Source organism: Hafnia sp. (genome assembly GCF_036648275.1).
Taxonomy (GTDB): Bacteria; Pseudomonadota; Gammaproteobacteria; order Enterobacterales; family Enterobacteriaceae; genus Hafnia; species Hafnia alvei.
On sequence record NZ_JAVXIQ010000012.1, the window covers coordinates 16,473 to 35,453 of the forward strand.

Below are 18,981 nucleotides of genomic sequence, written 5' to 3' on the forward strand. Positions count from 1 at the left end.
CTCGAATTACTTTGGATATGGCTGCATATATCGAAGGGACGGATTTATGGACTTATTACGCAGCTTGTTTGGTATTGGTATACTTCTTTTAATCGCTTTTATTTTTTCTAATAATAGAAGGAAGATTAAAGTAAGAACAGTTGGTGCAGCACTTTTATTACAGGTTTTTCTGGGTGCGGTGATGCTTTATGTACCTGCGGGCAAATGGTTGGTTAACGCCATTGCAAGTGGGGTTAATAAGGTTATTTCATACAGCGATGCTGGTAGTTCATTTATTTTTGGTGGCCTAGTTGGCCCAAAAATGAATGTATTATTTGATGGTGCAGGTTTTGTTTTCGCATTCCATGTATTACCCGCAATTATTTTTATTACCTCGCTGATCTCGATTCTTTATTATATCGGCGTGATGGGCTGGGTTATTAATATTCTTGGTTATGTATTCCAGAAAATGATGCGAGTGAGCAAAGTAGAGGCGTTTGCAGCGGTCACCACGATATTTCTTGGGCAAAACGAACTCCCCGCGGTGCTCAAACCATTTATTAGCAAAATGAACCGCAACGAACTTTTTACGGTCATTTGTAGTGGAATGGCGTCAATTGCAGGTTCTATGCTGGTGGGGTATGCAGGCTTAGGCGTGCCCATTGAGTACTTGTTGGCTGCATCATTGATGGCGATTCCTGGTGGGATCTTGTTTGCGCGTATGCTCAGCCCCGCCACAGAGGAGTCACAGGTTGAGTTTAGCCAGATGTCATTCAGCGATAAGCGCCCCGCGAGTGTTATTGAAGCGGCGGCCAGCGGTGCGATGTTAGGTCTTAAGATCGCCGTCGGCGTGGCGACGGTGGTCATGGCGTTTGTTGCATTAATTGCGTTGATTAACGGCATCATTGGTGGCGTCGGTGGGTTGTTTGGTTGGTCAGGTGTCAGTTTGGAAAGTCTGCTGGGCTATATCTTCTCTCCGTTGGCATACATCATGGGCGTGAGCTGGGATAACTCTGCACTGGCTGGTGGTTTGATTGGGCAGAAACTCGCCATTAACGAGTTTGTCGCGTATGTGAATTTCTCTCCTTATCTCAAGGATGCCGCAGGTGCTTTAGATCCAAAAACAATTGCCGTTATCTCTTTTGCACTCTGTGGTTTTGCTAACTTCGGTTCAATTGCGGTGGTGGTGGGGGCGTTTAGCGCCGTCGCTCCAGAACGTGCATCGGATATTGCTCGTTTAGGGTTACGCGCTTTGCTTGCGGCGACGCTCTCAAACTTGATGAGCGCAACGATTGCTGGGCTGTTTATCGGACTTGGAGCATTAGCGATAGCGTCATGATGACAAAAGACATGCGATTGTTGCTTTGTCTTGCGCTAAGTACCGGCATTTTATCTGGTATTTGGGCATGGCTGGCCGAACAGTTGGTGCTTATGAGCTGGATTGGCTTTTTAGGCTGTACGACCTATTTTGCTATTCCTAGCAAAGGGCTGCTGGGTTTATGTCGTGGTCTAGCGGCTAATGTGAGTGGCGCAAGCTGGGCTTCGATGGCGATGGCACTGACTGCCTCGACCGATTTTAGCTATTCGGCAGTCATTACCGGGGCGATATCTTTCATGATGTGCGCCCAATCTCGGTTTCGCGTGCTTTGCTTTGTTCCCGGCAGTTTTATCGGCGCCTGTGCGCTGTTTGGCTCGCAGTCCGAGTGGCTATCGGTGGTTTTGGCGCTGTGCCTAGGAGGAATATTTGGTTTCCTGATGCAAAGCAGCGGAACATGGATGGCAAATCGTTGGCAGATGAGTTTAACTAATTAATATTCAATAAGTTGATTAAGATTTCTATAGCCCATGTAGCAAAAGCACATGGGCTTTTTTACGCGTTTTTTATGTCGAGAAAAATTGGCTGCTGCAAACTATCTGTCTGGGGCGTAGGCTAAATAGGTCTTTACATAACTTTTGACGCTCAAAAGTTGCCGACTATTGTACAAAGAATATACTAGTTAAGGACGTCTGAAGATGTGGTATCAGCACACTATTGTTTTGCATGCAAAGCCGCGTGGTTTCCATCTGGTCACCGATGAAATTATCGAGAAACTCCCACAGTTAGCCTCTGTCGAGGTCGGGATATTGCATCTGCTGCTGCAGCACACCTCCGCGTCGTTAACCCTCAACGAAAACTGTGATCCCACTGTCCGTTACGATATGGAGCAACACTTCATGCGAACGGTCCCCGAAGATGCTCCCTATGAGCACGACTATGAAGGCGACGATGATATGCCTGCGCATATTAAGTCTTCGCTGTTAGGGGCCTCCCTAACGTTACCGATATGTCGGGGAAAGCTACAGTTGGGAACCTGGCAGGGGATATGGTTTGGCGAACACCGCGTGCACGGCGGTACACGCCGGATCGTCGCAACTATACAAGGGGATATTGTTCATGAATAATTCGGCATTTTTGCAATACTGCATGGCTAAACCGGGAGCAGAGCAAAGCGTTCAAAATCGTTGGCGAGCCAATCAGGTTAAAGTAGGCGGCGTGATGTTTGCGATGGTAGATCATGTTGAAGGTCGTCCAGCCGTAGCGCTCAAAATGAGCTGTGAGCAGGCAGCGCAACTGCGCAGCGAGCATAAAGATATCGTCCCAAGCCCTAACCTGAATAAAGCGCATTGGAGTACGATTTTCCTCGACGGCACCCTCAAGGATTCTTTGCTCTATAAACTGGTTGATGGCTCTTATTCTTTAGCGCTTAACCATATTGGTGAGCAAACTCGCCAAGGGCTGTAATCTCTTTTTATAATCGGTAAGCGGATAGCGAATGCCAAAATATAAAACGCCCCGATGAAGGTTCTCATCGGGGCGCATTAATTTCAGGCTTGTTATGTTTTCTATTTTTTATTAAGTAACGGTTTCAAGAACCTAGCAGTATGTGATTGCTTACACTCAGCCACCGTTTCCGGTGTGCCTGACACCAGAATCTGACCACCGCCGCCACCGCCTTCTGGCCCCAAATCAACGATCCAGTCAGCTGTTTTAATCACGTCCAAGTTATGCTCAATCACCACGATGGTGTTGCCCTGATCGCGTAATTGATGCAATACCGCCAGCAGTTGCTGAATATCAGCGAAATGCAGGCCGGTGGTTGGCTCGTCCAGAATATACAGCGTTTGGCCGGTTCCGCGTTTGGAGAGTTCGCGAGACAGCTTCACGCGCTGCGCTTCGCCGCCAGATAACGTGGTTGCTGACTGACCTAAGCGAATATAGGACAGGCCGACATCGATCAGCGTTTGCAGCTTACGCGCCAGCGCCGGAACCGCATCGAAGAACTCACGCGCTTCTTCAATCGTCATATCCAGCACTTCGTGGATGCTCTTGCCTTTGTACTTAATCTCCAGCGTTTCACGGTTATAACGCTTACCTTTACATTGATCGCAAGGTACGTAGATATCCGGTAAGAAATGCATTTCGACCTTGATAACCCCATCGCCTTGGCAGGCTTCGCAGCGTCCGCCTTTAACGTTAAAGCTAAAGCGTCCGGGGTTATAACCGCGCGCGCGTGATTCTGGAACGCCCGCAAACAACTCACGCACTGGCGTGAAAATGCCGGTATAGGTTGCTGGGTTTGAGCGTGGCGTACGGCCGATTGGGCTTTGGTCAATATCGATAACTTTATCGAAATGTTCCATTCCTTCCACCGCGCGATAAGGCGCAGGTTCCGCAAGCGTTGCACCGTTTAGCTGGGTTTGCGCAATCGGGAACAGGGTGTCGTTAATCAGCGTTGATTTACCGGAGCCAGAAACACCGGTGATACAGGTGAAAAGCCCCACAGGCAGCGTCAGCGTAACGTCCTTCAGGTTGTTTCCGCTGGCACCAATCAGCTTAAGTACTTTGGTGGCATCGGCAGGAACGCGTTCCGCAGGCACCGCGATTTCACGTTTACCGCTAAGGAACTGGCCGGTGAGTGATTCAGGCACCGCCATGATCTCATCTACTGAGCCTTGCGCAACCACTTCGCCGCCGTGTACGCCCGCGCCTGGGCCGATATCAATGACGTAATCTGCTGCGCGAATGGCATCTTCATCATGCTCCACCACAATCACGGTGTTACCCAGATTGCGCAGGTGGATCAAGGTTTCCAGAAGTCGCTCGTTGTCGCGCTGATGGAGGCCGATTGACGGCTCATCCAGTACGTACATAACCCCAACCAGACCTGCGCCGATCTGACTCGCCAAGCGAATGCGCTGCGCTTCACCGCCGGACAGTGTTTCGGCAGAGCGAGACAAGCTTAAATAGTTCAGGCCCACGTTAACCAAGAACTTCAGGCGGTCACCGATTTCCTTCAGGATTTTTTCGGCAATCTGCGCACGCTGGCCCTGTAGTTTAAGATCGCGGAAGAACGCCAGAGCATCGCCAATGCTAAGGTCTGAAATCACAGGCAGCGTAGTATTCTCAACGAATACATGACGTGCTTCTTCACGTAGACGCGTACCGTGGCACGATGCGCATGAACGGTTGCTGATAAATTTCGACAGCTCTTCGCGTACCGCAGAAGATTCCGTTTCTTTGTAGCGGCGCTCCATATTGTGCAATACGCCTTCAAACGGATGGTTGCGCACCGTAATGTCGCCGCGGTCGTTGATATATTTAAACTCAATCGACTCTTTGCCGGAGCCATACAGCACGGCTTTCTGCGTTTTAGCATCCAAGCTACCAAACGGCGCTTCCACATCAAAATGATAATGGTCTGCTAACGATTTCAGCATTTGGAAATAGTAGAAATTACGACGATCCCAGCCGCGAATAGCGCCACCGGCCAGTGACAGCTCGGCGTTTTGCACCACGCGATCGGGATCGAAATATTGCTGCACTCCCAAGCCATCACAGGTTGGGCAAGCGCCCGCCGGATTGTTAAACGAGAACAAACGTGGTTCAAGCTCACGCATGCTGTAGCCACAAATTGGGCAGGCAAAGTTAGCCGAGAACAGTAGCTCAGGCGCTTTGGCATCATCCATATCGGCAACAATGGCGCTGCCGCCAGACAGCTCTAACGCGGTTTCAAAGGATTCCGCTAAGCGTTGTGCCATGTCATCACGTACTTTAAAACGATCGACCACAACTTCGATGCTGTGTTTTTTCTGAAGCTCCAGCTTAGGAGGATCGGAAAGATCGCACACCTCGCCGTCGATACGGGCGCGGATGTAGCCTTGTGCCGCCAGATTTTCCAGCGTTTTAGTATGCTCACCTTTGCGATCTTTGACGATCGGTGCCAGCAACATCAGACGCTTACCTTCCGGCTGCGTCAGCACATTATCAACCATTTGGCTGACGGTTTGTGCGGCTAAGGGAACATCATGATCCGGGCAGCGAGGCTCACCAACGCGAGCAAACAGCAGGCGCAGATAATCATGGATTTCAGTGATTGTCCCCACGGTTGAACGCGGGTTATGCGAAGTAGATTTCTGCTCAATGGAAATTGCCGGAGACAGACCCTCAATGTGGTCAACGTCTGGCTTTTCCATCAAAGAAAGAAACTGACGCGCATAGGCAGACAACGATTCGACATATCGACGTTGTCCTTCAGCATACAGCGTATCAAACGCCAGAGAGGACTTACCTGAGCCTGACAAACCGGTCACAACAATCAGCTTGTCGCGAGGAATGATCAGATTGATATTTTTCAGGTTGTGGGTGCGAGCACCCCGTATTTCTATTTTATCCATTAACGACTTCCCGGATGAAGAACCCATCTCATTAGGCTTACCTACCGCAGTTTGCTGATAAATCGTACACAGCAGGCAACAGCGGAGTACCTATTGGGATAGGCTCTGGATAATCTTGGTCAGCGTGGTGTATTCGGACGGTAAAAATGCGCTGAGACCAGTAACGGCGCGGTCTGTTGCGATATTTAGCCAGTTTAGGAGTACACAACGATGCTTGAAACGATCAATTATGGCACAATAAAACCTGAATGAATATCCAGTATATGAATGCAAAATTGTTCTATGCTTAAACAATTAAGGAATCCACTTCACAGAAGCGAACAGTGATGCTGTTAGGGCTCTGGCGTGATAGAATTAACGGTTTAGACTACGCGCTATAATTATTTTTAGTGTGTACAAATTTACTTCATCAGGAGAATCGAAATGGCCAGCAGAGGCGTTAACAAAGTGATTCTTGTCGGGAATCTGGGTCAAGATCCAGAAGTCCGTTATATGCCGAATGGTGGTGCTGTAGCCAATATTACTCTGGCCACCTCCGAGACTTGGCGCGACAAGCAAACCGGCGAACAGAAAGAAAAAACCGAATGGCACCGTGTAGTGTTGTTTGGCAAGCTGGCAGAGGTTGCAGGTGAATATCTGCGCAAAGGTTCTCAGGTTTACATCGAAGGTGCTTTGCAGACCCGTAAATGGACCGATCAGGCTGGCGTTGAAAAATACACCACTGAAATCGTCGTAAACGTTGGCGGCACCATGCAAATGCTGGGTGGACGTCAAGGCGGCGGCGCTCCTATGGGCGGCGGTCAGGCACAAGGGCAGCAGGGCGGTTGGGGTCAGCCTCAGCAGCCACAGGGCAATCAGTTTAGCGGCGGTTCTCAGCCAGCGGCTCGTCCACAGAATGCACCGGCAGCCCAGCCACAAAGCAATGAACCTCCAATGGATTTCGATGACGATATTCCATTCTGATTTCTGTTAAGGAAATCAGCTCATAGCCCTGCATTGCGGGGCTTTTTTTTGAGCGGAAATCGAGAATTAAATATATCTCGGGTTTGGTTTTAGGGAGAAGGCAATGATTAGACGTATTTCATGGATCGCTGGCGCAGGCTCATGGCTGCTGCCGTTGGTATTGCTACTGTGGCAATGGATGGCAGAAGGGCAGCATCAAGCAACGTTATCGCCAGAGGCTTATAATGCATGGAAGATGTCTGTGCTATTTGCCGATTTTAGTTTTGCCGGTGCTCTGTCTTTGCTGGCCGTGCTACTGGGGGCGATGGCACTAGCCAAAACGAAAGAGGATGAGGTTTTGCATCCGGGCAAGCGCATGCTGGAATTACTGGTTTTAGCTCTGCCGATGATGCTCTGCCTGTTCATTATGGGCATGTTGTTGGTTCACGGTTAACACGATCTGCGCATTGGCTATCGTGCCAAATGTGGAATGTGGGCAAGCCCCTGCACAGCATCAACGCAAGGGGCTCAGTGCCTACAATGACGTGAGTTCGTATTTTTTGATTTTCCGATACAGCGTTGCGATACCAATGCCAAGTTCGTCTGCGGCCTGTTTTTTATTATTGTGGCGGCTCAGCGCTTCGCGGATCATCTGTCGCTCCATGTCTTCAAGCCCTGTTGCGCCGTGCTCTTCGCACGCTGCCGCGCTTTGATAGGGGACATCCTCTCGGTAGCTGCGGATCACCTGTCCATTGACCAAATTCGGCGGCAGCAGCGAGATATCAATCACTTCTCCGCTTGGAACCACGTTAATCAAATATTCCATCAGATTGCTGAGTTCGCGCACGTTGCCCGGCCAGCGGTAAAGCTTGAGCAAAGACATCACTTCTGGCGCCATGCCGGGATAAACAATCCCAATACGTTTGGTGTGCAGATTTAAAAAATAATGCACTAGGAGCTCAATATCACCTTGGCGCTCGCGCAGCGGCGGTAGCGTCATAGGAATAACGTTCAAACGATAGTAGAGGTCTTCACGGAATTTTCCGTCGGCAATGTATTGCTCAAGGTTTTGGTTAGTCGCGGAAATAATTCTGATATCAACAGGGATTGGCTTACTGGAACCAATCGGTTGGACTTCACGGGATTCAATCGCACGCAATAATTTAGCCTGCAGCGTCAGGGGCATATCCCCAATTTCATCTAAAAAAAGTGTGCCATTGTTAGCCGCCTGAATCAGACCTATTTTCCCATTCGCCGAAGCACCGGTGAATGCGCCTTTAACATAGCCAAATAGTTCACTTTCTAGCAGTTGGTCTGGAATAGCTGCGCAGTTGATGGCAATAAATGGTTTGTTATTACGATCGCTCAGTTGATGTATAGCACGCGCCACCACTTCTTTACCGGTTCCGCTTTCACCAACCACGAGAATGCTGGATGGGCTGGGGGCAACGCGGGTAATCAGACGCTTTAAGGTACGAATTGGGCGACATTCCCCAACCAAATGTTCAATGCGTGGATCGTCAGGATTAAAATCGACATTCATCGGTGAATGAGATTGATGAAATGCCATTAAAAAAAGCTGGTGGTCTTGAATATCATGCAGCTGACCAATAATAAGTTCCTGTTGTTCATCAAAGGAAATAATATGTTGCAGATGGCCACTGGTATAATTTTGTTGAAAAGTAAGAGGCCTGATATTAAAGGTTTTACCCATAATTTGATCTTGAGACGCATTAAGCTGTTTTAATGCCGTGGGATTAGCAAACTTAGCTCTATTCTCATTATCAATAACCAGTACGCCTTGGTCCATATTCTCAATGAGGCTCATGAGTATTTTATTTATTCCATCGCTGCCTCCTTGGTTTTCTAGGAGCTTAGAGACAAAAAGATTGGATATATGGCGGACGTAGTCAGAGAATTCATGAATATTATCTTTTATTCTCTCTTGTTGTTCAGGCGTAAATGCCACCAAGCTGATCACTCCGATGCAGGCGTTTTGAAAAATAATGGGGATCCCAAGAAAGGCTTTTTCTTTGCAGCTGTCTTTGCTGGTGCAGCCATCACAAACCGGATCGAATCGTGAATGAATAACAACTTTTTCCTGCTTAGTATCAAGAACATATCTAAGTAGCCTTGAGTTGCTGTTGAGCTTTCGGCCAAAAAATTTCCCGTAGGGGCCGGTGCCCGATACTCGCGTCATATTGGCATCCACGATTTCGACTTCTAATTGTAAGACGCTGGCGAGCATTTTTGTGAAGCGTAAGATCGTCGGCTGAATTTGCATCAATATGGACTGAGCATTTACGGGTGTCATAATCAGAACCTTTCTCTAACGCTAAATTATTCGCGTTTATGGTTAGCGGGAATTATGTCCTTTTCACCTTACGATAATACATGAATAGAAAGTGTGGTTTGATAAACATCAATTGCCTTTTCTTAACTAGGATGAGTTTCTGTTGTTGGCATCACACTTTATTATCAAACTGATAAGAATATGGTTTTTGTTATCATTCTGGGTTGTCACTCAGCTGAGAATAACGTTTTTATTTGTGATACTTGCAAAGTGAAATAGCTTTCTTAGTGAGTTAATAATGCAACTATTACTGATATTCATAACTGCACACGCTGATTTTGAATAAATAATGAGGCGTGGCTCACATTATCCCCCCTATTTCATACGTTCTCTCTCCATTAATCACAGCTTGGCATAGTTATTGTTTAAGAGTTAACAGTCGCTATTCACGGCGAGCGTTGAACCACCCGCCATACGTACGCCATAGCAGATTAAATCAAACGCCAATCACTTACTTTGTAGGGCCATGAGATGAGAACAGTTAACGAATTAATCAAGGATATCAATGCGCTTAAGTCGAATCTGCATGAAAAAGATTTTCTGCTGACCTGGGAGCAAAGCCCAGATGAGCTGAAACTGGTTCTGGATCTGGCCGAAGCATTAAAAACCATGCGCGCAGAAAACATTGCGACCAAGATTTTCAACAGTGGTTTAGGCATCTCCGTTTTCCGCGATAACTCCACAAGAACTCGTTTTTCTTATGCATCAGCCCTGAACTTGCTGGGATTAACCCAACAAGATCTGGATGAAGGTAAATCACAGATTGCGCATGGCGAAACCGTGCGTGAAACCGCGAACATGATCTCTTTCTGTGCCGATGCCATTGGTATTCGTGATGACATGTATCTTGGCGCAGGTAACGCTTATATGCGCGAAGTAGGCGCAGCGCTGGATGAAGGCTATGAACAAGGCGTTCTGCCACAGCGTCCGGCATTAGTAAACCTGCAATGTGACATCGACCACCCAACGCAGTCGATGGCCGATCTGGCTTGGCTCCAAGAGCATTTCGGCAGCCTAGAAAACTTAAAAGGCAAAAAAATTGCGATGACGTGGGCGTATTCACCAAGCTACGGCAAGCCGCTCTCTGTGCCGCAGGGCATCATCGGTCTAATGACTCGCTTTGGCATGGACGTTACGCTGGCTCACCCAGAAGGCTATGACCTCATTCCAGACGTGGTTGCGGTGGCAAAACAAAACGCTGAATCCTCTGGTGGCAGCTTCCGTCAGGTGAACTCTATGGCTGAAGCATTCAAAGACGCTGATATCGTTTATCCGAAATCTTGGGCTCCGTACAAGGTCATGGAAGAGCGTACCGAACTGCTGCGTGCGAACGATCATGATGGTCTGAAGGCGTTAGAAAAACAGTGTTTAGCAGAGAACGCTAAGCACAAAGATTGGCACTGCACCGAAGAGATGATGAAGCACACCAAAGGCGGCGAAGCGCTCTATATGCACTGCCTGCCAGCGGATATCTCCGGTGTGTCTTGTAAGGAAGGCGAAGTCACCGAAGGCGTCTTTGAAAAATATCGTATTGCTACCTACAAAGAAGCCAGCTGGAAGCCTTATATCATCGCCGCTATGATCGTCGCGCGTAAATTCTCCAAACCAGGTCTGGTGTTAGAACAACTGCTGAAAGAAGCGCAAAAACGTATCAAGTAATACTGTCTGCACCGGCGCATCTGTCGATGCGTCGGTATTTCCGCCTCTGGCGGATACTCTCCTGATGAGGATGGGTTATGTCTGTTTTCTCTATGAAAGTGGATATTGCGCAAAACCGTTTTTTCAACGGTGAAACGTCTCCACTTTTCTCACGCGCAGAAGCGCAAAAGGCCCGTGCCTTCCACAAAAAAATAACGGGTTATCAGCCTACGCCGCTCTGTTCTTTAGACGAACTGGCTCAGCTTTTTGGCGTTAATAAAATTTTAGTCAAAGACGAGTCTCAGCGTTTCGGTTTGAACGCTTTCAAAATGTTGGGCGGGGCTTACGCGATTGCGCGTTTGCTGTGTGAAAAATACCAGATTGATATCAATACATTTTCTTTCGAAAAGCTGAAGTCAACGCTGACAGAAAAAATGACATTCGCCACCACCACCGATGGTAACCATGGACGTGGCGTGGCATGGGCCGCTCAGCAACTGGGTCAAAACGCCGTTATTTATATGCCGAAAGGCTCCGCGCGTGAGCGCGTAGATCATATCCGCAATCTGGGCGCGGAATGCATCGTGACCGATATGAACTACGACGACACGGTGCGTTTAACCATGAAAACCGCCAAGGAACGCGGCTGGGAAATCGTGCAGGACACCGCGTGGGAGGGATACACCAAGATCCCAACGTGGATTATGCAGGGCTATTCCACGCTGGCAGATGAAGCTGTCGAACAAATGCAGGCGATGGGCATTCAGCGCCCAACACATGTCTTTTTACAGGCAGGCGTAGGCGCAATGGCCGGCGGCGTTCTGGGCTATCTGGTCGATGTCTTTGGTACCGAAAAACTGCATTCCGTGATTGTTGAACCCGATCTTGCCGACTGTGTTTTCCGTTCAGGTTTGAAAGGTGAAATCGTCAATGTGGGTGGCGATATGGCTACCATTATGGCTGGTTTAGCCTGCGGCGAACCTAACCCGCTCGGATGGCCACTGCTGCGCAACTGCGCCACTCAGTTTATCTCCTGCCAAGACAAAGTGGCTGCGCTAGGTATGCGCGTTCTCGGTAATCCACTGGGAAGCGATCCGCGCATTGTTTCTGGTGAGTCCGGTGCCGTTGGGCTGGGCGTCTTGGCCGCCGTTCATCACCATCCAAAACGTGAAGAGCTGATGCAACAGCTGGGTTTAAATCATGATTCCGTTGTGTTGCTCATTAGCACGGAAGGCGATACCGACGTTAAACATTACCGAGAAGTCGTTTGGGAAGGGAAACATCCCGCCTGTAGCTGAAAGCGATGAAATTAACGACTTTCTGACCTTTATTTTCTCGCCGTAAGCGAGCTAACACATTGGAGTTTAAGAAAAATGGCTAAGCAAGTTCCTTTCGAAATGGTGTTGGAAAAAGCGTATCAGTACAAAGATGAAATGACCCGCTTTCTGCGCGATATGATCGCTATCCCAAGTGAAAGCTGCGATGAAAAACTGGTTGTACAGTGCATTAAAAAAGAGATGGAAAAAGTCGGTTTCGATAAAGTCGAAATTGACCCAATGGGCAATATATTAGGGTATATCGGCCACGGGCCGCATCTGATTGCAATGGATGCCCATATCGATACCGTTGGGATTGGTAATATTAAAAACTGGAACTTCGATCCTTATCAGGGGATGGAAGATGATGAGCTGATCGGTGGACGTGGTGCATCGGATCAGGAAGGCGGCATGGCGTCGATGGTATATGCCGGTAAGATCATTAAGGATCTGGGGCTGGAAGATCAATACACGCTGCTGGTGACCGGTACTGTTCAAGAAGAAGACTGTGACGGCCTGTGCTGGCAGTACATTATTGAGCAATCCAAAATCCGCCCTGAGTTTGTTGTTAGTACTGAACCTACTGACTGCCAAATCTATCGCGGCCAGCGTGGACGTATGGAAATTCGCGTGGACGTACAGGGCATCAGTTGCCACGGCTCTGCGCCAGAACGCGGTGACAACGCCATTTTCAAAATGGGCCCGATCCTTAACGAATTAAAAGAACTGTCGAACCATTTAGGTAACGATGATTTCTTGGGCAAAGGGACGTTAACCGTATCTGAAATTTTCTTCACCTCACCAAGCCGTTGTGCCGTTGCTGATAGCTGCGCAGTTTCCATTGACCGCCGCTTGACCTGGGGTGAAACATGGGAAGGGGCACTGGATGAAATCCGTGCGCTGCCAGCGGTGAAAGCGGCAAACGCCGTGGTATCAATGTACAACTATGAGCGACCTTCTTACACCGGCTTGGTCTATCCAACCGAGTGCTACTTCCCAACATGGAAAGTGGAAGAAGACCACATCACGGTGAAAACCCTGAGCAAAGCCTACGAAGGGTTGTTTAACAAAAAACCGGTTGTAGATAAGTGGACCTTCTCGACAAATGGCGTTTCTATCATGGGTCGTCATGGCATTCCAGTTATCGGTTTTGGCCCAGGCAAAGAGCCAGAAGCGCATGCGCCAAATGAAAAAACCTGGAAAGACCATTTGGTGACTTGTGCTGCCATGTACGCTGCTATCCCTCTGTCTTACCTTGGTGAACTGAAAAAATAATTAGCGTTTATTGCGTAACCCACTCCCGCCGAAATTTGGCTGGAGTGGTTTTTTCAGTATGGCATTCAAGGAAACTGATCCCATGAAAAAGCTGATTAAAAATGGCGTAGTCGTTAGCGAAAACGGCGAAGTTCGTCAGGATCTGCTGATCGAGAACGGAGTGATTGCACGCGTGGCAGCACACATCTCCGACGATGAGGCTGAAGAGGTGATCGATGCCAATGGGTGCTACGTGATGCCCGGAGGAATTGATGTTCATACGCATTTTAATATTGATGTTGGAATAGCCCGTAGCTGTGATGATTTTTTTACCGGCACACGCGCAGCAGCCTGCGGCGGTACAACAACCATTATTGACCATATGGGATTTGGGCCAGCGGGATGCAATTTGCATCACCAGCTAAACGCTTATCATCAATATGCGGCGGGAAAAGCCGTGGTGGACTACAGCTTTCACGGGGTGATCCAGCATATTGATGACGACATTCTCAATGAAATGTCATCCATGGTGCATGAAGAAGGGATTAGTAGTTTTAAGCTCTATCTGACGTACAACTACAAGCTAGGCGATGCTGATGTGCTGCGCGCTTTGCAGCAGTTACATAAAGTCGGCGCGTTGGCGACGGTGCATCCTGAAAATGACGCTGCGATTGCGTTGCGGCGCGAACAGTTTATCTCCGAAGGTAAAACATCGGCGATGTACCATGCGTTGAGCCGTCCGCTCGAATGCGAGGCTGAGGCCATTAGCCGAATGATTAATCTAGCCCAGCTCGCGGGAAATGCACCGTTGTATATCGTTCATCTCTCCAACGGATTGGGGCTGGACTATTTACGATTGGCGCGAGAGCGGCACCAGCCGGTTTGGGTGGAAACCTGCCCGCAATATTTACTGCTAGATGAACGTAGCTATCAACGGGAAGATGCGTTGAAGTTTATTCTCAGCCCTCCGCTACGTAACCATCGAGAGCAAGACAAATTGTGGTGCGGCATTGCTGACGGCGCCATCGATACGGTTGCGACAGACCACTGCACGTTCCCTTATCAACAGCGCATTACGATGTCTGACGGGAATTTTACCCGCTGTCCAAACGGCTTGCCCGGCGTCGAAAACCGTATGCAACTGTTGTTCTCTGAGGGGGTGATGACAGGCCGAATTTCGCCTTCACGTTTTGTGCAGCTAACCAGTACCAATCCTGCTCGCCTATTTGGCTTGTGGCCTCAGAAAGGCAATCTCTCTGTGGGGGCTGATGCTGATGTCATCATTATTGACCCACTGAAAAACGTCACCATCGAACACGCTCATCTTCATGATAATGCGGACTATTCACCTTATGAAGGCTATCGCTGCCAAGGTGAAATTATCACCACGCTTTGCCGAGGTGAATGCGTATATCAAGACAACAAATTTACCGGGCAGGCTGGCCTTGGTCGCTTTATTCACCGCCAGCCTTTTGCTCAATCCACCATTATTTAATCGTTTAACTTACGTCACCAATATTTGCGAGGGATAGGATGAAAAAGAAAATTGTGCTTGCGCTGGGCGGCAATGCGTTAGGTGAAGGACTCGCCGAGCAAATGCAGGCGGTGAAATCGACGGCGAAAGCGATAGTGGATTTGATTGCTCATGGTCATCAAGTGGTGGTGACGCATGGCAATGGCCCACAGGTGGGAATGATCAATCAGGCCTTTGAAGCAGCGGCGAAAACGGAAGCGCATACGCCAATGCTGCCCATGTCTGTTTGTGTAGCGCTCAGTCAGGGCTACATTGGTTACGATCTGCAAAACGCGTTGCGTGAAGAACTACTCGATCGTGGATTACATACGCCGGTTGCCACGATTATTACGCAGGTCATCGTTGATGCCAAAGATCCCGCTTTCGCGAACCCAACGAAGCCAATAGGCTCTTTCTTCTCGCAAGAAGAGGCGAAACTGCTGACGCAAAACGGTTACACCATGAAAGAGGATTCAGGTCGTGGCTATCGCCGCGTGGTGGCTTCGCCAAAACCGGTTGATATCGTTGAGAAAGAAACTGTGGCCGCGATGTTGAGTGCGGGACAAGTGGTAATTACGGTCGGCGGTGGCGGCATCCCTGTTCTGCGTGAAGGTAATCACTTACGCGGCGCGGGTGCGGTTATCGATAAAGATTGGGCGAGTGCCAAACTGGCTGAAATGATTGACGCAGATATGCTGATTATTTTAACCGCAGTAGAAAAAGTGGCGATTAACTTTGGTAAGCCTAATGAACAATGGCTTGATCAGTTGAGTATCGCCGATGCTCAGCGCTTCATTGAAGAGGGACATTTCGCCAAAGGTTCGATGTTGCCTAAGGTCGAAGCTGCGGTTTCATTTGCAGAGTCTCGCCCTGGCCGCCAAGCTCTGATTACCGTGTTGAGTAAAGCCCAGCAGGGTATTGAGGGAAAAACAGGGACGGTGATTTCTCATTAAATTATGAACTAGTGAGCTCGCTCCATTTTCCTTTCTTGATGCCTTGCCAGACTAAAGAAAAGAGATGGAGCGAGCGAATAAGTAAGAAAGAAGAACTTAGTGTTTACGATCCAGTTTCATCATGGCTTCCAAAACCGCACCACCAATAGCACGCGCTTTATCCGAAACCGTGGTGTAGTCAGCCTCAGCGCCGCGCGGATCGATATCGCCAATTTTAAATCCGGCGCTCACCTCTAACCCTTCACTCAATAAACCGCGCACCATGCCTGACAGCGGAGCAAACACCGGAGTTTCTCCGATATGCCCCATCACATCGCCTTCTTTGACTAAATCACCCAGCGCAACGCAGCAATGCATGATGCCAGAGGCCGGGGCTCGAATAACACGGCGTGTGGTGTGACCGGCAATATTGCCCGGTATCCCCGTATTGGGTTGGGTGTAACCTTGATAGATGACGCGGCCAAGATAGTGCCCGCGATTGGTTTCAATGACGGCGTCGCAGTCATGTCCGGCATTAAATCCGGGGCCCAGAGCGACAGTCACCGGCGCCATGTCTTTGTGGGTGCCTAAGTTCTGTTTTGCCAAAATAGCATCCACTAAAAAACGCGGTTTGAGTTCGCTGAGATAGCTGGCTTGCTCATCAACAAGCACGGGAATTTCAGCGCGATCAAGTATGCTAAAGGCCTCGTCGAGGCTGCTCGATTTTCTCGCCGTTACACCTTCAACCGTCATTTCGTTATCGAAAATAGCCTGAGCAAACGCGACGGTTCGGCGGATGACGGTGGGTTTAGCAATGTCTAACATGATGACATGAAAACCTGCATGATAGAGCCGTAGTGCGACGCCGGTGGCGATATCGCCAGATCCTCGAATGACGACGAGTTTGTCGCGCTTCAATCTCACATCATCCTGTTTTAACCCACCGGCAGCATGATTTTTTATCTGTAAAACTTCAGCCATGATGCTGACGGCAATCTCTTCTGGCGTTTCTGCTCCGATGTTGTAGCCAATCGGGGCATGCAGGCGTTCAAGATGCTCTTGCGTGATGCCCTGCTGACGTAATGCCTGTGTGAACGTTTGTACTTTTCTGCGGCTTGCGAGCAGACCGAGATAGCTCACTGGTTTTTCGATTAAGACATCAAGGGCTTCTTTGTCTTGGTTGTTGGTTGCAATGATGACGAAGTTTTCTTTTTCGATATTGAGTTTTTCAATGGCTGCGCTGAAGGTCTCTGCATGAACCAGCGTAGTGCCCGCGGGAAACAGATTTGGATCAAGGCTGGAAGCGTAGGTATCAGCAACGTGCAAATCAAAACCGAGCAAGGCTGCGGCCTGAGCAATTGCGCGGTTAACATGGCCAGCGCCAATTAAAATTAAGCGGGGGCGTAAACCATGCACGTCAATGTAAACCGACATAGCTCCGCCGCAGTCAGAACCGACCGCATCTTGGCCGTTACGCGCCATGCGCCCATGAAAAACACGTGCTTTGCGTTCAGATAAGGCTTCGAGTGCCTGATCGATGACCAAGCGCTCGACCATGCCGCCACCGATAGTGCCAACGATACTGCCATCGGCCAATACCAGCATTTGGCCTGAGTGACGCGGCGTTGATCCTCGACTCTCAATAATCTGTGCCAAAGCAAAGGGTTTGTTCTCTTCTTCCAGTCGTGCTGCTTGTGCAAAAATGTTCATAGCAACCTCAAGATCCCCGTAATTGTTCGTCAATTCCTTTATGTGGTTTGCGACTGACATAACTGGTGTGTAATCGGAGGTGACTCTTGAACTGCGCCAACCCAAATGGCGTTGAGCTCGGGCTGTGCATCGAGCAGAGCAGCCAGTGAGCCCAATAGCGCATTATCAATCTGATAAAGCCGGTTAATAAACCAAACCCGAAGCGCTTGCTGCGGTGAGCCTTTGAACATCCCATCGGGGTGAGCGATGAATCGCTCAAATACCGAGATATTTAATCTATCTCCGGCTTTTATACCGCAAAGATCGGCAAAAATCGGCCAACGATGGATCTGCTCAGGATCGGCAGGATTATTAATGACAAGGCCTCCAGTCAGTGCAATGACACATTTACTACTTTGGGGGATGCAAGGTTCATGCCCTGCTGGCGCTTTGAGTAATCGCTGATGAGCACCGTCTGCTTCAACTAAGATGACATCAAAGAGCTGGGTGGCTTGCAGCATGTCGGCCTGCTCAGGCGTAATACCTGAAACTTTATGGGTGGCCGCGTTATATTCAGTGAATAGTGCTACGATCTTGGGAGTGGAAGATGATGCTTTTTGGTGGGTAAGGAGAGCATGCCAATCCTCTTTTTCAATGATAGTCTGGGCCTGTGACGGTTCAGGTCGGTACATATGTGTAGTGGTGGTGATTAATACGCTCAGGCCTTGCTGATAAAATCGCTGGGCAAGCCAAAATAGCGTACTGGTTTTACCACCAGCACCAATGAGGCTTATCAAGTATGACTTATTATTTTTCACGCTTGAAAGTACATCATTAAATAGTAAGTCTAGGTCAGAATTCATAAGCATTCATTAAAGGTTATGCAGAGAGGGAATGATGAATCAGAAAAGAGGAAAACATCCGTGCGCGAGTATATCTTCAGTTGAGAATTTGAAGCCGCGTGAAAATGTTGACTGTATCATTACCGCTGCGGGCCTTTCCTCTCGAATGGGGCAATGGAAAATGATGCTACCTTATAAAGAAGGAACAATTCTTGATTCAAGTATAGAAAATGCGAGGCAGTTTTGTAGCCGTATTATATTAGTGGTTGGTTATCGCGGTGATGAACTGTATGAACGTTATAATACTGAGAGTGATATCACAGTTGTTATAAATAATAATTACGCCAGCGGATTACTCTCTTCTATACAGGCAGCAGGCCCGATCGTTAAAACAGATTATTGCTTTATCACTCACGGTGATATTCCTTGTTTAAACCGTGAGATTTTTCATCAGGTTTGGCTTAAACGTGGGGCATACGCACTGTTGCCTTGTCATCAAGGAACGCCAGGTCACCCCGTTTTGCTACCTCAAAGCATCATGAAACGAGCTTGCCAAGATGATGTGGCGGTATCATCAATGCGCGAGTTTTTGCTCGCGGGTGAGTACCGTTATCTTAATATGCCGCAGCCGCAAACGATTATGGATATAGATACGCCAGAGGCATATCAGCGCCTGCTAAAAATATAATTCATGTGTCATTAGCTATTTTATTCCTTGCTGGATATTTAGTAAGGAATAGATGTTTTAATTCTGTTTATCGATTGCGCTCTCACTTTTAAAAGTAACGCTCATTATTTTTTATCAAAC

The 18,981-nt window shown here is 48.5% G+C and carries 16 protein-coding genes; 12 read left to right on the top strand and 4 right to left on the bottom strand.

Going from position 1 to position 18,981, the window contains the following annotated elements; translation table 11 throughout:
• The first annotated feature begins 46 nt into the window (after positions 1-46).
• The 4 genes from RSC70_RS12290 to RSC70_RS12305 all read left to right on the top strand — a co-directional run bounded on the left by RSC70_RS12290 (position 47) and on the right by RSC70_RS12305 (position 2,761).
• Entirely contained in the window at positions 47-1,318 is a 1,272-nt protein-coding gene (locus tag RSC70_RS12290; RefSeq protein WP_332542566.1) for a NupC/NupG family nucleoside CNT transporter, read from the top strand.
• Complete coding sequence (locus RSC70_RS12295) at positions 1,315-1,791, top strand: DUF1097 domain-containing protein (protein ID WP_332542567.1); 477 nt, start codon at positions 1,315-1,317, stop codon at positions 1,789-1,791. Before RSC70_RS12290 ends, RSC70_RS12295 begins: the two co-directional genes overlap by 4 nt.
• 201 nt (positions 1,792-1,992) lie before the next feature.
• Positions 1,993-2,421 carry a secondary thiamine-phosphate synthase enzyme YjbQ gene (locus RSC70_RS12300; RefSeq protein WP_025798547.1) on the top strand — a complete coding sequence of 143 codons (429 nt, stop codon included), beginning with the start codon at positions 1,993-1,995 and terminating at the stop codon, positions 2,419-2,421.
• Complete coding sequence (locus RSC70_RS12305) at positions 2,414-2,761, top strand: MmcQ/YjbR family DNA-binding protein (RefSeq protein WP_025798545.1); 348 nt, start codon at positions 2,414-2,416, stop codon at positions 2,759-2,761. The genes RSC70_RS12300 and RSC70_RS12305 overlap by 8 nt, the downstream gene beginning before the upstream one ends.
• A 101-nt stretch (positions 2,762-2,862) precedes the next feature.
• Here RSC70_RS12305 and uvrA read toward each other — a convergent pair whose 3' ends face one another.
• A complete protein-coding gene (uvrA, locus tag RSC70_RS12310; RefSeq protein WP_040045586.1) occupies positions 2,863-5,694 on the bottom strand; it encodes an excinuclease ABC subunit UvrA in 2,832 nt (943 codons plus the stop codon).
• A gap of 423 nt (positions 5,695-6,117) precedes the next feature.
• On the opposite strand from uvrA, the gene RSC70_RS12315 reads away from it, so the two are divergent.
• Together RSC70_RS12315 and RSC70_RS12320 are read left to right on the top strand one after the other, a co-directional pair.
• Complete coding sequence (locus tag RSC70_RS12315) at positions 6,118-6,657, top strand: single-stranded DNA-binding protein (protein ID WP_043488863.1); 540 nt, start codon at positions 6,118-6,120, stop codon at positions 6,655-6,657.
• A 103-nt stretch (positions 6,658-6,760) separates the two neighbouring features.
• Positions 6,761-7,090, top strand: a complete 330-nt coding sequence (locus RSC70_RS12320; protein WP_025798540.1) for a hypothetical protein — start codon at positions 6,761-6,763, stop codon at positions 7,088-7,090.
• Between the two features lie 81 nt (positions 7,091-7,171).
• On the opposite strand, the gene RSC70_RS12325 is transcribed toward RSC70_RS12320, so the two are convergent.
• Entirely contained in the window at positions 7,172-8,950 is a 1,779-nt protein-coding gene (locus RSC70_RS12325; RefSeq protein WP_025798538.1) for a sigma-54 interaction domain-containing protein, read from the bottom strand.
• A 510-nt stretch (positions 8,951-9,460) separates the two neighbouring features.
• Between RSC70_RS12325 and ygeW the strand changes: the two genes are divergently transcribed.
• From ygeW to arcC, 5 genes are all read left to right on the top strand, one after another.
• A complete protein-coding gene (ygeW, locus tag RSC70_RS12330) occupies positions 9,461-10,648 on the top strand; it encodes a knotted carbamoyltransferase YgeW (RefSeq protein WP_040045589.1) in 1,188 nt (395 codons plus the stop codon).
• A 77-nt stretch (positions 10,649-10,725) separates the two neighbouring features.
• Positions 10,726-11,925 carry a diaminopropionate ammonia-lyase gene (dpaL, locus tag RSC70_RS12335; protein WP_282807897.1) on the top strand — a complete coding sequence of 400 codons (1,200 nt, stop codon included), beginning with the start codon at positions 10,726-10,728 and terminating at the stop codon, positions 11,923-11,925.
• Between the two features lie 75 nt (positions 11,926-12,000).
• A complete protein-coding gene (locus RSC70_RS12340) occupies positions 12,001-13,218 on the top strand; it encodes a YgeY family selenium metabolism-linked hydrolase (protein WP_046459902.1) in 1,218 nt (405 codons plus the stop codon).
• A gap of 82 nt (positions 13,219-13,300) precedes the next feature.
• Positions 13,301-14,692, top strand: coding sequence for a dihydropyrimidinase (hydA, locus tag RSC70_RS12345; RefSeq protein ID WP_282807896.1), 1,392 nt, complete (start codon positions 13,301-13,303; stop codon positions 14,690-14,692).
• A gap of 38 nt (positions 14,693-14,730) precedes the next feature.
• On the top strand, positions 14,731-15,663 hold the full coding sequence (gene arcC / locus RSC70_RS12350; protein WP_040045592.1) for a carbamate kinase: 933 nt from the start codon (positions 14,731-14,733) through the stop codon (positions 15,661-15,663).
• Between the two features lie 96 nt (positions 15,664-15,759).
• Here arcC and yqeB read toward each other — a convergent pair whose 3' ends face one another.
• Positions 15,760-17,352 carry a selenium-dependent molybdenum cofactor biosynthesis protein YqeB gene (gene yqeB, locus RSC70_RS12355; RefSeq protein ID WP_282815093.1) on the bottom strand — a complete coding sequence of 531 codons (1,593 nt, stop codon included), beginning with the start codon at positions 17,350-17,352 and terminating at the stop codon, positions 15,760-15,762.
• Positions 17,353-17,390: 38 nt separating this feature from the next.
• Entirely contained in the window at positions 17,391-18,194 is an 804-nt protein-coding gene (yqeC, locus tag RSC70_RS12360) for a selenium cofactor biosynthesis protein YqeC (RefSeq protein ID WP_282815092.1), read from the bottom strand.
• A gap of 31 nt (positions 18,195-18,225) precedes the next feature.
• On the opposite strand from yqeC, the gene RSC70_RS12365 reads away from it, so the two are divergent.
• A complete protein-coding gene (locus RSC70_RS12365) occupies positions 18,226-18,861 on the top strand; it encodes an NTP transferase domain-containing protein (RefSeq protein WP_149227319.1) in 636 nt (211 codons plus the stop codon).
• The last annotated feature ends 120 nt before the right edge of the window (positions 18,862-18,981 follow it).

What these genes read in the sequence shown, in the direction of transcription:
- RSC70_RS12290 (WP_332542566.1), top strand. Translation starts at nt 47, where the DNA reads ATGGACTTATTACGCAGCTTGTTTGGTATTGGTATACTTCTTTTAATC.
- RSC70_RS12295 (WP_332542567.1), top strand. Translation starts at nt 1,315, where the DNA reads ATGATGACAAAAGACATGCGATTGTTGCTTTGTCTTGCGCTAAGTACC.
- RSC70_RS12300 (WP_025798547.1), top strand. Translation starts at nt 1,993, where the DNA reads ATGTGGTATCAGCACACTATTGTTTTGCATGCAAAGCCGCGTGGTTTC.
- RSC70_RS12305 (WP_025798545.1), top strand. Translation starts at nt 2,414, where the DNA reads ATGAATAATTCGGCATTTTTGCAATACTGCATGGCTAAACCGGGAGCA.
- uvrA (WP_040045586.1), bottom strand. Translation starts at nt 5,694, where the DNA reads ATGGATAAAATAGAAATACGGGGTGCTCGCACCCACAACCTGAAAAAT.
- RSC70_RS12315 (WP_043488863.1), top strand. Translation starts at nt 6,118, where the DNA reads ATGGCCAGCAGAGGCGTTAACAAAGTGATTCTTGTCGGGAATCTGGGT.
- RSC70_RS12320 (WP_025798540.1), top strand. Translation starts at nt 6,761, where the DNA reads ATGATTAGACGTATTTCATGGATCGCTGGCGCAGGCTCATGGCTGCTG.
- RSC70_RS12325 (WP_025798538.1), bottom strand. Translation starts at nt 8,950, where the DNA reads ATGACACCCGTAAATGCTCAGTCCATATTGATGCAAATTCAGCCGACG.
- ygeW (WP_040045589.1), top strand. Translation starts at nt 9,461, where the DNA reads ATGAGAACAGTTAACGAATTAATCAAGGATATCAATGCGCTTAAGTCG.
- dpaL (WP_282807897.1), top strand. Translation starts at nt 10,726, where the DNA reads ATGTCTGTTTTCTCTATGAAAGTGGATATTGCGCAAAACCGTTTTTTC.
- RSC70_RS12340 (WP_046459902.1), top strand. Translation starts at nt 12,001, where the DNA reads ATGGCTAAGCAAGTTCCTTTCGAAATGGTGTTGGAAAAAGCGTATCAG.
- hydA (WP_282807896.1), top strand. Translation starts at nt 13,301, where the DNA reads ATGAAAAAGCTGATTAAAAATGGCGTAGTCGTTAGCGAAAACGGCGAA.
- arcC (WP_040045592.1), top strand. Translation starts at nt 14,731, where the DNA reads ATGAAAAAGAAAATTGTGCTTGCGCTGGGCGGCAATGCGTTAGGTGAA.
- yqeB (WP_282815093.1), bottom strand. Translation starts at nt 17,352, where the DNA reads ATGAACATTTTTGCACAAGCAGCACGACTGGAAGAAGAGAACAAACCC.
- yqeC (WP_282815092.1), bottom strand. Translation starts at nt 18,194, where the DNA reads ATGAATTCTGACCTAGACTTACTATTTAATGATGTACTTTCAAGCGTG.
- RSC70_RS12365 (WP_149227319.1), top strand. Translation starts at nt 18,226, where the DNA reads ATGATGAATCAGAAAAGAGGAAAACATCCGTGCGCGAGTATATCTTCA.